The following is a 15,734-nucleotide window of genomic DNA, read 5'->3' on the forward strand; positions in this document are numbered from 1 at the left end:
GTAACCCCGTGGACGTAACCGACGTCGAAGAAGAAGACACGATCCGACGGTTGTGTCGCGAGGTTTCCGACGAGCTCGAAGCGCTCACCGAGCGCGCGGTACAACAGATTCGCAGCGAACTCCCGGCCTACTCCGCGGTACCAGTGGCCGAGCAAGGCAACTACATCCGCAAACAGTTGTCCGCAATGCTGTGTGCCGTCGCCGAGAACGAAACGATCACCACAGAAGACACCGACCGAAACCGCGAACTCGGGCGCCGTCGCGCGATGCAAGGGCTCCCCCTCTCCGATGTCATCGAGACCTATCACATTGCATCTCGTGAGCTCTGGGACACGATGGTCCAGCGGTCCACGAAACCAACACACGAGCTGCTGCAAGCAGGCGGCAAACTCTGGGACCTCGTTCACGCCGCGACGAGCGCAGTCGCAGTCGGACACTCCGAGGCAACGCGCAGCGAGCAGGCCATCCGCGCCGGCGTTCGATACCGATTCTTCGAAACACTGCACAGTGCAACGGATATGGAACTGAGCAACGCCCGAGAGCTGGCACAAACCCTCGGATTCGATACACAGAAATCGTTCCAAGCACTGTCGGCCGTCGAGGAGGAATGGTCAGAAGCACAAGTGGAAAACCTGCAACGAACCCTGGATTCCGTGCATGCTGTCGCGCATTGCAGTCGACATGGCTCCCGAGTAATCGTGATGTGTCAGGGCGAACCAACCGAAGTCATCCACGCAATCATGCGAGATCATCCACGAACTTCACTAGGTATCGGGATGCCCCGGGTCGGGCTCGTCGGCGCAGCTCAAAGCATCAAAGACGCCGAGCGCACATTGCAGTTGGCGACAGCGCCGGGCACGACGGTCAGTTTTGCCGACGAATGGCTCATCGCCACTCTTGCCACCCACCAGGACGAGCTGCTGCCGCTTCTACAGGCTGGGGCGTCCGTGGCCGAAGAGCACTCACATCTGATGGATGCCGTCCGCGCCTTCGCCCGAAGCGGGTTCTCCGTCAGCGCTGCCGCCCGTGACATCCACCTGCATGCGAACTCTGTCACGTATCGACTCGACCGCTGGCAGCATCTGACCGGATGGGATGCGCGAACCCTCGACGGCCTGATGAAATCTATCGTGAGCCTCGAACTGTTTCATCGCCGAACGCTCGACCACCATCTGACACCGAACACGCGCCGCGTGTCCTCGGCACGCTGAACCGCGCCCGTGCTTGTCACTCCGACTCGCCGTCGAGACATTGCCCAAGCCAGGCACCCATATCCGACGCAGCGCGGCGGGCAACAGGCGTTGGATGGTTTGTAAATCCATGCGGGACATCAGGATAGAGACGCAAGTCGACGTCGTTTCCGGCCGCCGACAGTCGCGCCACCATGGCAAGGTTCTCTGCCAGGACCACGTCTTCTGATCCAACGACAACGAGGGTCGGCGGCAGGCCGCTGAGGTCGCCGAATGTCGGAGAAATATCCGGAAGAGTGCGATCATCGACATGGCCGACGTAGGCTTCGATGAAGTATTCGTCGCTGATGGTGCGGCCCGCGGGAGTCTGGGCACTGACGTCGTACGTGCCCGCTTCCAGCACCGCACCCGAAAATGCCTTGGCCAGACCTCGATCACGAAGGCGCAGCAACGTCGTCGTCACCAAGGTTGCTCCCGCCGACATGCCACCGATGGCGAGCCTGGTCGTCCCGAACCGTTCGGCAGCGACATCAAGCAGCCACAAGGCGACCGCCTCACAATCGTCCGGCGCTGCCGGCCAAGGGAATTCCGGTGCAAGCCGGTAATCGACGGTAACCACTACCACCCCGACCTCGTCGGCAAGTCTCATGCTTCGGGCGTCAGCGCTGGCCGCTGAACTCATGTAGAAACCCCCACCCGGAAGATACAGATAGACCCCGTTGACATCGCCGTCTTTCGGAGTGACTACGCGCACCGAAACGGATCGGCCCTCGATGTCGAGTGTGTGTTCAACAGCCCGGCTCGCCGTGGGATCAACCACCCTGGATGCTCGCACCACAAGCAGTTCTTGCAGGGAACTCGGACCGACACCGGCAGGCCGCGACGCATAGAACGCTCGCGTACTCGCCAAATCGTCACGAGGCATTTGTTCGATCAGATCAGTCAATGCAAGCTTCACCAGGGCTCCCTCGGGTCGAGACTTGTCGACAATGATGACACCTCCAGCAGGAGCACGTGTCCGACGTGTTCTCGGCAACGCGGGGCCGTGACAGGTATGAGCAAACCGCGCCGGAAAGAGGTCTTCTCACGCTAGCCTCGACTCGGAATTGGACGTTTGTCTAGAAAGGTCGATGGATGCGTGCGCTGTTGCTTGCCACCCTCGCAATCCTGGTCCTCCAGATTGCAACTCCGGCGGCGAACGCTGCACCACCGGATCCGGGCTGGACTCTCCCCCAACTGACCGTCGCAGATCGAACGATCAAGGACGTCGACGGACGAACGGTGTTGCTCCGCGGCGTGAACGCCAACGGTCTCAATGACTACGCAACCAACGGCACCGGTCTACCCACCGTTACGCCGCTGGGAAGAACGGACTTCGCGCAGATGGCAGCGCTGGGCTTCAACGTCGTCCGGCTCAACGTCGCGTGGTCCCTCCTGGAACCGACCCGCGGTGCATTCGACACTGCGTACGTCGACCGCGTTCGAGTAGCGGTCGAGGATGCAAAAGACCACGGCATCTACACCGTTCTCGACATGCATCAGGATGCATGGGGCCCGTACGTCGGCACTCCGAGCGACCAGTCGTGCCCGTCATTCATGCGGCCGGGAGTCGGCTGGGACGGCGCACCCGAGTGGGCAACCCTGACCGGCGGATGGACAACCTGCAACATCGGTGGGCTCAGGGAAGCCGCACCCGCGATCGCCCATGCCTTCCAGGCGTTCTACGACGACGAGCAAGGAATCCAGAGTCGCCTCGTCGCGACGTGGGCGCGGTTGGCTGCCGAGTTCAAAGACGAACCAGCTGTAGCCGGATACGACCTGTTGAACGAACCGAACCCCGGCCTGCGCGATCCATTCACGGCAGCTGATCAGATCGGGCAGTTCTACAAGCGGGCCACCGACGCCATCAGACAGGCCGAAGCAGGAGGATTTCCACACCTCGTGTTCTTCGAGCCCAGCGCGATCTGGTCGGCTTTCGGCCTCGACGCGCTGCCTCCACGCCATTACCTGACCGATCCCCTGGTGGTCTTCTCGCCCCATCTCTACAGCGAATCGATAACGGTCAGTAGCGAATTTCCCGGAATCGAAGACGGATTCAAGATCGCCGACCTCGCTGCCGCCTGGTACGACGCACCGTTGTGGACGGGTGAATGGGGTTGGTTCGGCGACGCCGACGAGCAGAGAGCAGACGTCGACCGCTTCGTCGATGCCACCGACAGGTACCGGATGGGCGGTGCGTGGTGGTCGTGGACACAAGCGTGCGGTGACCCCCACCCGGTTCGCGACGGCAATACCCACCAGCCGCAGGGAAATCTGAATCGCATCGACTGCCCGTCCGGTGAATCACTCGGGCTCGTAGAGGGATTCGCCGCGCCACTCTCGCGAGCGTATCCGCGGGCAGCGCCCGGCTCGCTGACGGAGGTATCGCGTGACGGGTTTGACGGGAGCGGCACCGGACGGGTCGAGGCCTGGTACCCCGGCACCGACCGGCCACAGCTCGAGACCACGAATCTCTCCGACGTCCGACTGTCCCCGATCGAGGGCGGATGGCAACTGATCGGTCACGCCGACGGCGACTACGCGGTCAAGCGCGCCTGATCGAACGATCATCCGGGAATCGCGCGTTCACACCACGCGAAAGAGCGGGTATCAGAAGATTCCGCCAATTCCCTTGCCGATCAGAACAACTCCGACGACCAAGATCAACACACTCATCACCGTGGTGTTGTTGTCCTCGAGCCAGACTTTGAGATTGGCCAATGGCTTTCGCAGGCGATCAGCAGCCACCAGGTATCCGATGACCGGGATCGCGACAGTTGAACTGGCGATGACCGTGAATACGAGAATCGAGGTGATCGCTCCGCTGGTCGCCAACGACGCCGAGCCGATCGACACTCCGGCCGCGATGCACATGAGCAGGTTCTTCGGGTTGATCGCGGCGAGCGCGAATCCAAGGCCCAATCCCTTGACCGCGGTCATCTCGTCGACGGCTTGCATCCACTTCGGTGTTTCGTGCTCGCCGCTGCGCCCCCGCCACTGCTTGACCCCGACGGCCAACAGGAGGACACCGAGAGCTAGTTTGATCCACGAAACCGTGGCGGACGGTCCGTCGTCTGACGTGCTGACGGCACTGGACAAGATGACGAAAAGAACTGTAGCGATGAAGATTCCGAGTAACCAGCCCACCGCGAACCCGGCGCTGGTGCTACCCGCTCGCTTGGAGAGCAACATCAAGATAGTGGCGATGACGGCCACCGGCGACACGGCGACACCGACGGCCAATGGGAGAAGTTCTCCGACAACGGAACCCATGTCAAAACTCATTTCTGATTGCGGCAAGCAGGATAGGCAGTAGGCGAGAAAAGCCGCCCCTGTCCGCCACGACGGACAACAGAGCACAGCCGATACCGCTGCGCGATAATGCTGACACTGCGAGCGCCTGCGTAGTTCATGCCTCATTCGAAAGGGATGAGTGCCTGAACCGCAGGCCTCGATTCCCCACCGAAGATCGCGAAAAGACTTGGCTAACGGTGTGTCGGCTGCGCTCGCAGCAGAGCGCAGCCGACATCATCGAGGAGGATCACCAGACACAATCTCGAGTAGTGACCTCACGCGTAGGGACGGGTTACTTCGCGCAGCCACTGCCCTCGAACGCGAGCTTGGACGTATATTGCCCGTCCGGCAAATACTCTCCCATCACTGCCTTCTCGTCACCGGGCGTCTTGGTATCGTGTGCAGCGTGGCTGAAGTCCTTGGCCGGCAGCATGTTCCGCATGATCAAGAGGGAATCGTCGGGATGCCCTGCGCCGTCACCGGCCGGCGAGAGCGAAAGCCATGACACCCCACATTCCTTCGTAGCGTTTGCGGGTCGGTCTTCAGGGAGCGACGCGACAATCGTGTAGCGACCATCCGCATCAGTGGCCATCTGCTCGTCGAACAGACACGTCGCTACCTTCGTCGTTGCCAGCGATTCATTGCTGCACATCGACCAGAACCGCATGTCGACTGCGCTGTCGAGATTCTTTGCGCCGCCTGTCGTCTTCGGAGTCCTCGGCAACTCTCCCCGAAGTACTAGAACTTCGCCGAACCCACGGTTGACTTCGGCGGTGACGTAGCTGTTGTCGATGTTGGAGTACTGCCCGCCCACCCGCTGGGGTGTGCCATCGCATTTGCCGAGATAGGTACAGCCGAGCGTGAACTCGGCGCTGTAGTACGCCCGCCAGACTGGTGTCTGCTCGGAAGGGAATGTCGCAGGCTTGCCCGGTTGGTCACGCAATGCCTTGTACGTGTCCAGCGACAGCGAAGCCGGCTTCAAGATTCCGTTGTCCGCACCGACCGCTGAACACAGATCCTGCCCGCGCAACACCTGACCACCGGAAAGGTGCAGCTCTGGCTCCGGCAGTCCAACGCCGCCGGTGAGATCACGCCCGTTGTCCGGCAGGTAGATGCGATAAAGCAGGCTTATCCGGTCCTGACCTGGCACACCGGCATACAAGGTGTTGGGTTTCGGCTCAACAGGCGAGGCCTCGTTGAGGACGGAAGCCGTGTACGACCTGGCACTTTCGTTCGATCGATCGGCACCGGGAAGATAGGTGTTGCGCGAACCTGCGTCGGGAGCTGTCGAAATGTCATTGAGGACGGCGGTCGGCATCGCGGTTGCTGCGTTGTACGAGTTCAACGACTGATAGCGCGCATGCGCATACTGCCCTCGGATAACCAACTCGGCGTTCTCGGGGATTGTGAACTGCGCAGCCCAGTAAATCGCCGCAGTGTCAGGAAAGGCGTAGTTGAGCTGTGGGTCCGCGCGCTCGGGATTGATCGGCACGGACCAGAAGCAGGTCGACACCGGATGCTCGACGTCCGGTCCGCCGGATCCGAAATCGACAGAACCAGATTCGGATCCGCTAGCCGAACCGGTTCCTGATCCGGATCCGCTCGACGAGCCGAAATCGACAGATCCGACCGCCGGCGCGGCAACCGCGGACCCAGCCCCGGCAAATACAGTGATCGCGCTCAGCGCCACCGCAGCTACGAGTGTTCTTGATGAATGCATCGCGCTCCTTGTTAGATAGCTGACAAACAGTGATAGAACGATCTAGAGCGAGTACTCCCGGTCCAACGACGAGAGACCGTCACGAGGTCCGCACTCCGCACTACTACTTGGTGGGTTGAAAGTCGTTCGTCAGAGCGCCGCGAATCGCGTCGGTGTCCGACTGAGACCAGTTGTCGGGGTGCAGGATCCGCGCCCACATGTCCGCCGCCTCGGCACCGTAGTTGTGCCCGTGACCTGGCGGAACGTCCGCCGAGAAGACCATGTCGAGTGTCACCTGCCAGAATGTCACGAACGGTATCCACGTCATTCCCGGATCGACATCACGGCCGAGAGGCTCGGCAAGCCAGTCCGGCTTGTTCAGAAGCAGGTCGAAAGACCACCAGACAATTGGGTCGCTGGCGTGCTGCCAGTACATGACGCGTGAGTCGTTCCACGGCGCATCCAGTTCGAGATCCTCCGGATAGGCAGCGAAACGAATCGACTGCCCGTCGTCGATCACCGGCACGGCTTCCCGTGAGCCGGAGTCACGACTGCTGGTGATCTCCTGCCATTGAGCGGTGAAGTTCGGAGTCCCCGACCACAACGCCCCATCCACCCGCGTCGCCATGTCCTGTGCTCCCGCGAACGCGGCCTGTCCCCCGTACGATCCGAGGCTCTCGCCGAAAACGACAAGCTTGGGGCGCTTGTCGAGCGGCAGATCGATCCACTTCGCATAGACAGAGTTGAACAGCGCCCGGCCTGCGGCCATCGGGGTTTCGCGATCGGCGATGAATGCCAAAGGGCTGGGAAGGAACGAGTACTGCATCGCCGCGATGGCGGTGTCGCCGCCCTGGACGTATTCGAAAGCGGACGCCACGTCGTCGTTCACCCAGCCGCGGCCGGTGGTGGTCACTACTGCCAGGACGGCACGGTCGAAGCCGCCGGTGCGCTCGAGTTCGTTGACGACCCGCTGCGCGACACCGTCGACGGAATCCGACGACTCACGGCCGGCGTACACGCGGATGGGTTGCTTCGCGTCCCGGCCGGTCAGCGCGGAAATCTGCACCGCAGACGGCCCGCTACCCATGAAAGTGCGACCCTCCTTGCCCAGCGAATCCCATGCCTCGGCAGACATGGGTGAACCACTGCGTTCGGCGATCAGAGGCTGGTCGATACCATCGGGCGTGTCGTTGTCCGCGCCGGAGAAACTCCAGTTCGCAAAAGCGATGAGCCCGTTGTAGAGGGCACCGTTGACGACGAAGATCGCCAACGCGAAGACGACGACCAAGCTCGCGACTTTCGCTGCTTCCTTGGGAACAAACCGCAGAGCAACGGCAGCGAGCCCTCTGGTGAGATACCGCAGACCACGACCCACCTCCAACAAGGTCAACCACACCACCAGCGAAATCAGCAGCACCAGAAGATAGTTCGCCCGGTTCACGCGAGGCGCCTCGACCAGATCACGGACGATCTGCTGCCACCACGAACCCAAGATCAGAAACAGAGGCACCAATATCACTGCCAGTACGGCGAGTACGGCCCAACCGATCCGCTTGGTCCGGTCCGACCATCTCGGTTCGACTCCGCATTTGCGGATCATCCACGCCACGCTCACACCGATGCCGTACCCGGTGGCGACGGAAATACCGGTTGCCACGCCCTGCAGGTACCACGCGCGCGGTAAGAGGGACGGGCTCATCGAGAGGACGAAAAACACCAGACCGAACGACAACCCGACCGAGTGCAGCGTCTTGCCGTAGCGCCGCACACCTTCCCACACACGTTTCATGCCCGAATCGTAAGTGCGCCAGAAAGATGAAATGCGCCTCTCATCCCTTTCGAATGAGGCGCGAACTACGTCGGTGGAAAGTGTTCGCTATTCCGCGTCATGCACCGAAAAGCTTCGACCCAACGGCAATCACGGACAAACACCGGTGGTGCGTTGACAGATTTCACACACGCGAGTCCGCGTACACTGTGTGGGGTCAATCCACTCAGCACGTACAAATTCGGCGCGATTCTCATGGCGGCAAAACGAGGAAACCTACCGATCGAACTGAGCAGTTTCGTCGGTCGCCGGTCCGAGGCCAAAGAAGTCCGACGCCTGCTGTCGGACTACCGGCTCGTGACCCTTACGGGCCTGGGTGGGGTCGGCAAAACCCGCTTGGCGCTCCGTGCCGCCGATGATTCCTCTCGTGCGTTCCCCGGGGGCGTCTGGTTCGTCGACTTCAGCGAACTGCGGGAGCCGGCACTTCTCGATCAGACGATTCTTGCCGCACTCGGAGTACAAGACCGATCTACGCGGTCACCGCGATCGGTACTGATCGGCCGTCTCGTCGACGAACGGGTCCTGCTTGTTCTGGACAATTGCGAACACCTCATCGGCTGGGTGGCCGACACCGCCGCCGAACTCCTCCGGTGCTGTGCCCGATTGGCACTTCTGGCGACCAGCCGAGAACCGCTCGACATTCCCGGCGAGATGGTATTACGGGTGCCGCCTCTGCGATTTCCCACCGAGGCGCCGTCGCCAACCGACACCCGTGATGGTGATGCGATGATGCTGTTCGAGCAGCGGGCACGTTCCTCCGTGACGGACTTCCGCATCACCAGCGAGAACAGCGCGGCTGTGGAGAAGATCGTCCGCCGGTTGGAAGGACTACCGCTGCCGATCGAGTTGGCGGCTGCCCGACTGAGGGCGATGTCGGTCGATCAGATCCTGCAAAAACTCGACGACCGCTTCCAACTGCTGACGCGGGGCAGCCGGAACGCTCCAGCGCGTCAACAAACGCTTGCACAGAGTATCGACTGGAGCTTCGATCTGTGTACGCCGCCGGAGAAGTCGTTGTGGGCGAACTCGAGCGTATTTGCGGGTAGCTTCGATCTCGGGTCCGTCGAAGGAATTCTCGCCGACGAAGCACAGAACGACGACTTGGGCGATCTCGTGATGTCCCTTGTCGACAAGTCGATCCTCATCCGTGAACAAAACGGCTCGTACGTCCGCTACCGCCTACTCGAGACTCTTCGCGACTACGGGCGTGAACTGGTGTCAGTCGACGAGTGGGTCTCGCTGCAGCGCAGGCACAGTGAGTGGTTCAGGCAACTCGTCTTCCGCGCCGGAGTCGACTGGACGGGGCCGCACCAAATCGACTGGATGACGCGGATCGACCGCGACTTACCCAACGTGCGCACCGCGTTGGAATTCGGTCTGACCGAACCCGACTCGGTCGAAGCCACATTGCGTACCGCAAGTGCCTTGCATGATTACTGGCTTGCACGTGGTCGATTCAACGAAGGTCGCTACTGGTTGGGTCGCGCCCTGGCCGAGGTGCCCGAACTGACCGAGGGCACTCTCGGTGAGGCGGTAGTCGAGGCCGCCGCGACAGGCGCACTGCTGGCAGCCCTCCAACGAGATATCGCTTCGGCGACAAGCATTGCCGAAGAGGCTCGGCGACAGGCCGAGATGCAGCGGAACGACGACGGTCGCATACTGGCGCGGTACACGCTCGGATTCGTCGCGGTCGCCGACGGCGATCTCGTGCGCGGCGCCGAGTACCTGGAGCAGGCTGTCGCAGCATTCCGGGCAAACGACGACATCGCCCGTCTGGTACCCGCGCTCTACTGGTTCGCCTTCGTCGTCGACGCACTCGGCGAAACTGACCGGGCTGCAAGTATTTACGAGGAGGAGTTGGCCCTCACCGAATCGCGCGGCGAAATCTTGTGGCGGTCGATGACGATGTCGGACTACGGATCCGCCCTATGGCGTCATGGCAACCACGCTCGCGGTATCGAGCTACTCGAAGATTCTCTCCGATTGCTGCGAGGGCTGGGTAACCAGTTCGGATGTGCATGATGCCTCGAGGAAATCGCGTGGACGCTTGTCGACCGGGACGCAAAGCTGGCAGCCACACTGATGGGAGCTGCCAACACGCTGTTCACCGCCACGGGCAGCCCGATGGACACCTTCAGGAGCATGGTCCCGTACCACGAAAACAGCGTGACCGAGGCTCGTAACCGGCTCGGAGACAGGGTGTTTCAAACAGCATTCGATCATGGACGAGCTCTGACTCTCGACGACGCAGCGGCCCGCGCGCTGAGAGGGCAACCGCCCGGTGGATCACCGAAATCGGCGGCCGACGAAGTGCTGACTCCGCGGGAGCAGCAGGTGGCCGAACTCGTCGCACAGGGCCTGACAAACCGAGCAATCGCGGACAAGCTGGTCATTTCTCAGCGCACTGTCGACGGCCACGTCGATCACATACTGAACAAACTGGGGTACGGCTCGCGCACCAGGATTGCGGCCTGGGTGCTCCAGCGCACAAACGACTTCCGCAACCCTTCGACCTCGTGACGGTCGGTGTCTTCGATCGATCGCGGCGCGGCGGGTAACCCGGCCGAATCCTGTCGCAAGAATCCGACCGTCGAAAGTTTTCTCAGCCTTCGTGATCAGCGAGAGTCCAGTGTCCTGCACCGCGCAGTTCGAGTTGTCGATTGTGAAAAACGTCGAGAGTGCTGCGATGCCCGACGCTGACAATGATGCTGTCGGGCAGTTCACGGCGAAGGATGTCGTAGAGCGTGTACTCGAGGCCTTCGTCGATTCCGGATGTCGCCTCGTCGAGAAATGCGGTTCGCGGTCGGATCAGGAGGACTCGGGCGAACGCCAACCGTTGTTGTTCGCCCGGCGACAGAATTCGAGTCCAATCAGCCGGCTCGTCGAGCCGACCGATCAAATGTGCGAGATGCACCTCGGCGAGCGCGTCGTGGAGCCTGCGGTCGTCGAAGTTCGAGCGCCCGGTGTTCGGCTGACCTGAGGGCAACTGGTCCGGATATGCCAAACCCGCGCGCAGAGAACCCAATGGTAGGTATGGCCGTTGTGAGAGGAACAGGACGTCTCCGACCGGGGTGGTCACGGAACCGTTTGTGTACGGCCACAACTGCGCGATGCTGCGGAGCAGCGTGGTTTTGCCGCTACCCGACGGACCCTTCACCAGCAGTGCATCGCCGGGCCCCAGTGACATGTCGAGTTCGGAGATCAACGCCTCACCAACCGGCGTGCGCACGTCGAGTCCCCGAACAACCAAATGACTGCCAGCGGAGAACGCGTCGAGCACGGGAAGTGCGCGGGCACGTCGATTGGCATCGGCGAGCCCGGTCAAACGGATCAGTGTGGCCCGGAAACTTGCAAAATCGGCATAAGACTCTCGAAAGAACGACAACGAATTGTGCACCTGGCCGAATGCTTGAGCAGTTTGCATCACGTCGCCGAAAGTGATCTGCCCGCTGAACAATCGAGATCCCTGGACCAGAAACGGAAACACCACCGCTGTCTGATCCACTGCCAGATTGAAGCCACTGAACTTGAGCGTCCGGAAGACGATCGCCCACATATTGCGGATCACTGCAGCAAAACGTAGTCCGAGCGTGCGTCGTTCGACGTTCTCTCCGCGATAGAAGGCGATGCTTTCGCCGTACTCCCGTAGTCGAACCAACGCGTACCGGAAGCTGGCGCCGAGTTTCTCGTTCAAGAAGTTCAGCATGATCAAAGGCCGGCCGATCCAGAATGCGAGTGCCGTGGTCACCAACACGTAGGTGTAGACGAGAAAGATCATCGCTCGCGGAATCTCGGCACCGAAAACAGTCAAGGGACCGGACAGATCCCACAGGATCTTGGTGAAGCTGACGATCGAGACCATTGCGGCGACGGCGCCCATGGACAACGTGCGGGACGACGTCGCGAATGCGGTGATGTCTGCCTGAATACGTTGGTCCGGATTGTCGACCGGGTTCTCCAGGAAGTTTCCGCGATAGTAGGCGCGGCCGTCGAGCCAATCGTCGGTCAATGTGTCATTGAGCCAACTGCGCCAATTGATATCGAGTGTTTGGCCTACCAGGTAGACGACGAGTGAGCTAGCGACGTGGACTGCGGCCAATATCGCGAACACTCGCAGGTAGTGCCAGAAAGCGGTTTCGTCGAGGTTCTGAATGGCGTCGTAGAAATCCTTGTACCAGTACGAGAACAACACCGTCACGCGGACACCGAATATCGTGAGCAGCAGCAGTAACGCGAGAATCGACAGCGGAATGACGGTGCGCCGGGGATCGAAGTAGGGCCAAGCCATTCGCCGAAACTGGTTGCCCCAGAAGGTATACCGAGCAAGCAGCAGCGCGGTGACGACGAGAACCACTACCGTGATCGCATATGCCTCTGCCAACCACAGTGCGCTGTCCGTTACCGCGCTACCCCAATTCACCGTAGCCTCCGTCCTGGAGGGGAACTGACGATCACATATCGGTCGACAGCATTCGGTTCGCGATCCGCAATCCCGAGTCTTCCGCGGCATCCAATGCACGTGATTGCTCTGCCGTTATCCTGTCGCACACCCAATCCCAGTGCATCGTCACCACAGCGCCGGGGACGGGCATCGCCGCAAGCGCGTTGCCCTCGACCCTCCACCGCACTCTCTGCGTTGCCGGTCGGCCGCGTGCGAGTTGCTCACCGTCGAACTCGAGCGGGGACGAAACCACCAATGCATGCTCCTCGCCGACGTCCTCGACCACTCCCCATCTGATCCGGCAGTTCTGGAGGACGGACAGTGGGACCGCACCGCGCTTCCGAAGAAGCTTGACCCACGGATACACCAGAAATACGTGAAAACTGTGGTGCGCGAGCGCGCGGTCCCGACCCCCGAGGACGGGGAGGAACCCGGTGTTCTCGCGTTCACCGAATGCCCCCCTCAAGTGCTGTAACAACTTCCCCGAATCGAGAGAGTCGAGGAGATCACCTCCCACCCAATAGGCTTCGATCACTCGCGGATCCAGGGGGTCGTCGATGCCCGCTCCTACAGCCAATGCCTCGAGGTACGGCCACGCACCGTCGAATTGACGAGCGTGATCACGGTCGCCGCTGCCCGAGTTGCCGCTGGCCAGACGAAGCAGCACTGAAGGATCGTCGGGTCCGCAGTAACCCAACTCGTTCGGCGGATACGCGTAGCGGGCAAACAATGCCGGCCCGTTCATACCGACGGCAGTCATCAGCAGATCCGAGGAAGTTGTTCACCTGCCGGCAAATCCACTACCCGATTGCCTCCCAATGCCGTACGCGCCACCACCATTGTGCGATGTTCGGCCACGCACTCCCCGATCACGGCGGCTCCCACACTCAGTGGATTGCCGTGCATCGCTTCCAGAACCAGGGCGGCATCTTCGCGTGGAACGAAAGCGATCAACTTGCCCTCGTTTGCGACGTACAACGGATCCAAGCCGAGTAGCCCACAGGCGTCGCGCACGTCAGCGGGAATCGGCAGATCTCGCTCCACCAGCGCAACCCCGATGTTCGACGCCTGAGCGATCTCGTTGAGGGTCGCGGCGACTCCGCCCCGCGTAGGGTCGCGCAGGACGTGGATGTCGACACCGGTGGCAATCATGTCGGCCACCACGCCGTTCAGGGCCGCACAATCACTGCGCACTTCGGTCCCGAATTCGAGACCTTCGCGACAACTCATCACGGCCACGCCGTGAACGCCGATGTCGCCGCTGACGATCACGACGTCACCCACTTGTGCGCGAGTGGGGCTGATGTCCACCCCGTCTGCGACAATCCCGATTCCTGCGGTGTTGATGAAGACTCCGTCGCCGTGACCGGCATCGACGACCTTGGTATCACCTGTCACCAGCCGAACGCCGGCAACGTGCGCGGCCTCACCGAGCGCCTTCGCGATTCCCGCGATGTCGGTCAGCGCCGTCCCTTCTTCCAGGATGAATGCCGTCGACATCACCAATGGCTGCGCTCCCGCCATCGCCAGGTCGTTCACCGTTCCGTTGACAGCGAGATCGCCGATAGTTCCGCCGGGAAACACCATGGGTTTGACGACATACGAGTCGGTCGAGAACGCGAGCCGCACCCCGCCGACGTCGAATACGGCCGAGTCACCGAGTTCTGCATCGGCAGCGCTTCCGAACGAGGGCAGGAACAGGTGCTCGATGAGCTCGGCGGACATCGCTCCTCCACCACCGTGCCCCATGACGATGTTCGGCGAATCACGCAGCGGCAGTGGGCAGACCCACGCCGACAAGTCCACGACAGCGGTCTCCTCAGCCGGCATGACCCGCCTCCTGAAGTTCCAGGCGCCGGTACAGGTAGTACGCGGCGCACGCCCCCTCGGACGACACCATCGTGGCACCGAGTGGATTCCGCGGAGTGCATTCCTTCCCGAAGGCACTGCACTCGTGTGGCTTGATCAAACCTTGCAACACTTCTCCGGAACGGCAGACGCTCGACTCGTCAGTATGGATATCGGTCACCGAAAAACGCTCTTCGGCATCAAAATACGCATACTTCGGTGCCAGCTGCCAACCGCTGTCCGGGATCGATCCGATGCCGCGCCACGTCCGGTCCGACACGGCGAACACATCCTCGAGCATCGCTTTCGCTGCGGTGTTGCCCTGCGCGGTGACGGCACGGGCGTAGGCATTTTCGACCTCGTATCGACCCGATTCCAACTGCAGCACCGTCTTTCGGATGCCCTCCAGCAGATCCAGCGGCTCGAATCCGGTGACGACGATCGGGACCTTGTACTTCTCGGCCAGCGCCGGGTACTCCGACGTTCCCATCACACTGCACACATGCCCGGCCGCCAGAAATGCCTGCACGCGGCACTCTGGCGAATCCATGATCGCGGCCATCGCCGGCGGGACCAGAACGTGCGAGACGAGTAGCGAGAAGTTCTCGATACCCAGGCGATTGGCCTGATAGACGGTCATGGCGTTGGCCGGCGCGGTGGTCTCGAATCCGATCCCGAAGAACACCACTTGCCGGCCCGGATTCTCCTTGGCGATAGTCAGTGCATCCAACGGTGAGTACACCACCCGCACGTCACCGCCGGCGCTCTTGATGCGGAACAGATCCGACGAACTCCCCGGAACTCGCAACATGTCCCCGAAGGAGCAGAAAATGACATCGGGTCGTGCCGCGATTTCGAGAGCTTTGTCGATGATCTCGAGCGGGGTGACACAGACCGGGCATCCGGGTCCGTGGATCATCTCGATCTGTTGGGGAAGTAATTGATCGATGCCGTGTCTGATGATCGAATGTGTCTGACCACCACACACTTCCATGATCGCCCATCGCCGTGTGGCCAGCGCACGGATCTGATCCAGCAGTTTGCCGGCCAGTTCCGGATCGGAGAACTCGTCCAGATATTTCATGATTCCGTCTCCTTCGGTTCGATCCCCGCGGCCCGGGCAGCCCTTTCGAACCCGTCACCGAATTCCTCTTCGAGTACGCCGAGGTGCTCGAATTCCGCCAGCGTGCTGCGAGCGGATTCCTCGTCGAGTCGCTGGATGGCAAATCCGACGTGCACCACGACGTACTCGCCGACTTGGGCGCCCGGAATGTACTCGAGGCACACTTCTTTTCGGACGCCACCGAAGTTCACCACCGACATCGTCGTTCCGTCGCGTTCCTCCAGGGACTCGATACGTCCCGGTACGGCTAGGCACATGACACAACTCCTGAC

Annotated in this window: 13 protein-coding genes; 4 read left to right on the top strand and 9 right to left on the bottom strand. The window is 61.4% G+C overall.

What is annotated here, in order from left to right; all coding sequences use genetic code 11:
• The first annotated feature begins 8 nt into the window (after positions 1–8).
• On the top strand, positions 9–1,211 hold the full coding sequence (locus ABIE52_RS09080; RefSeq protein WP_042922652.1) for a PucR family transcriptional regulator: 1,203 nt from the start codon (positions 9–11) through the stop codon (positions 1,209–1,211).
• Between the two features lie 16 nt (positions 1,212–1,227).
• On the opposite strand, the gene ABIE52_RS09085 is transcribed toward ABIE52_RS09080, so the two are convergent.
• Positions 1,228–2,148, bottom strand: a complete 921-nt coding sequence (locus ABIE52_RS09085) for an alpha/beta hydrolase (RefSeq protein ID WP_042922586.1) — start codon at positions 2,146–2,148, stop codon at positions 1,228–1,230.
• A gap of 176 nt (positions 2,149–2,324) precedes the next feature.
• On the opposite strand from ABIE52_RS09085, the gene ABIE52_RS09090 reads away from it, so the two are divergent.
• Positions 2,325–3,788 carry a glycoside hydrolase family 5 protein gene (locus ABIE52_RS09090; RefSeq protein WP_064444503.1) on the top strand — a complete coding sequence of 488 codons (1,464 nt, stop codon included), beginning with the start codon at positions 2,325–2,327 and terminating at the stop codon, positions 3,786–3,788.
• A gap of 51 nt (positions 3,789–3,839) precedes the next feature.
• Here ABIE52_RS09090 and ABIE52_RS09095 read toward each other — a convergent pair whose 3' ends face one another.
• The 3 genes from ABIE52_RS09095 to ABIE52_RS09105 form a co-directional block, all read right to left on the bottom strand.
• Positions 3,840–4,502 carry a GAP family protein gene (locus tag ABIE52_RS09095; RefSeq protein ID WP_042922581.1) on the bottom strand — a complete coding sequence of 221 codons (663 nt, stop codon included), beginning with the start codon at positions 4,500–4,502 and terminating at the stop codon, positions 3,840–3,842.
• A gap of 313 nt (positions 4,503–4,815) precedes the next feature.
• Positions 4,816–6,243: a hypothetical protein gene (locus tag ABIE52_RS09100; protein WP_047271399.1), complete on the bottom strand. Its 1,428-nt coding sequence runs from the start codon at positions 6,241–6,243 to the stop codon at positions 4,816–4,818.
• Positions 6,244–6,346: 103 nt separating this feature from the next.
• Positions 6,347–8,011, bottom strand: coding sequence for an alpha/beta hydrolase (locus tag ABIE52_RS09105; protein WP_047271397.1), 1,665 nt, complete (start codon positions 8,009–8,011; stop codon positions 6,347–6,349).
• A gap of 234 nt (positions 8,012–8,245) precedes the next feature.
• On the opposite strand from ABIE52_RS09105, the gene ABIE52_RS09110 reads away from it, so the two are divergent.
• Together ABIE52_RS09110 and ABIE52_RS09115 are read left to right on the top strand one after the other, a co-directional pair.
• Positions 8,246–10,072 carry an ATP-binding protein gene (locus ABIE52_RS09110; protein ID WP_354541480.1) on the top strand — a complete coding sequence of 609 codons (1,827 nt, stop codon included), beginning with the start codon at positions 8,246–8,248 and terminating at the stop codon, positions 10,070–10,072.
• 60 nt (positions 10,073–10,132) lie between these two features.
• Complete coding sequence (locus tag ABIE52_RS09115) at positions 10,133–10,570, top strand: response regulator transcription factor (RefSeq protein ID WP_354541481.1); 438 nt, start codon at positions 10,133–10,135, stop codon at positions 10,568–10,570.
• A gap of 82 nt (positions 10,571–10,652) precedes the next feature.
• On the opposite strand, the gene ABIE52_RS09120 is transcribed toward ABIE52_RS09115, so the two are convergent.
• Genes ABIE52_RS09120 through ABIE52_RS09140 form a run of 5 tightly spaced genes read right to left on the bottom strand, consistent with a single transcriptional unit; the run spans position 10,653 to position 15,719 of the window.
• On the bottom strand, positions 10,653–12,470 hold the full coding sequence (locus tag ABIE52_RS09120) for an ABC transporter ATP-binding protein/permease (RefSeq protein ID WP_054188559.1): 1,818 nt from the start codon (positions 12,468–12,470) through the stop codon (positions 10,653–10,655).
• Between the two features lie 31 nt (positions 12,471–12,501).
• Positions 12,502–13,251, bottom strand: a complete 750-nt coding sequence (locus tag ABIE52_RS09125; RefSeq protein WP_030535596.1) for a DUF6390 family protein — start codon at positions 13,249–13,251, stop codon at positions 12,502–12,504.
• Complete coding sequence (hypE, locus tag ABIE52_RS09130) at positions 13,251–14,321, bottom strand: hydrogenase expression/formation protein HypE (protein WP_007735089.1); 1,071 nt, start codon at positions 14,319–14,321, stop codon at positions 13,251–13,253. The genes ABIE52_RS09125 and hypE overlap by 1 nt, the downstream gene beginning before the upstream one ends.
• Entirely contained in the window at positions 14,311–15,423 is a 1,113-nt protein-coding gene (gene hypD, locus ABIE52_RS09135; RefSeq protein WP_007735088.1) for a hydrogenase formation protein HypD, read from the bottom strand. Before hypD ends, hypE begins: the two co-directional genes overlap by 11 nt.
• Positions 15,420–15,719, bottom strand: coding sequence for a HypC/HybG/HupF family hydrogenase formation chaperone (locus ABIE52_RS09140; protein WP_003942168.1), 300 nt, complete (start codon positions 15,717–15,719; stop codon positions 15,420–15,422). The genes hypD and ABIE52_RS09140 overlap by 4 nt, the downstream gene beginning before the upstream one ends.
• Positions 15,720–15,734 lie beyond the last annotated feature (15 nt).

This window comes from Rhodococcus sp. OAS809, from assembly GCF_040546695.1.
Lineage (GTDB): Bacteria > Actinomycetota > Actinomycetes > Mycobacteriales > Mycobacteriaceae > Rhodococcus_F > Rhodococcus_F qingshengii.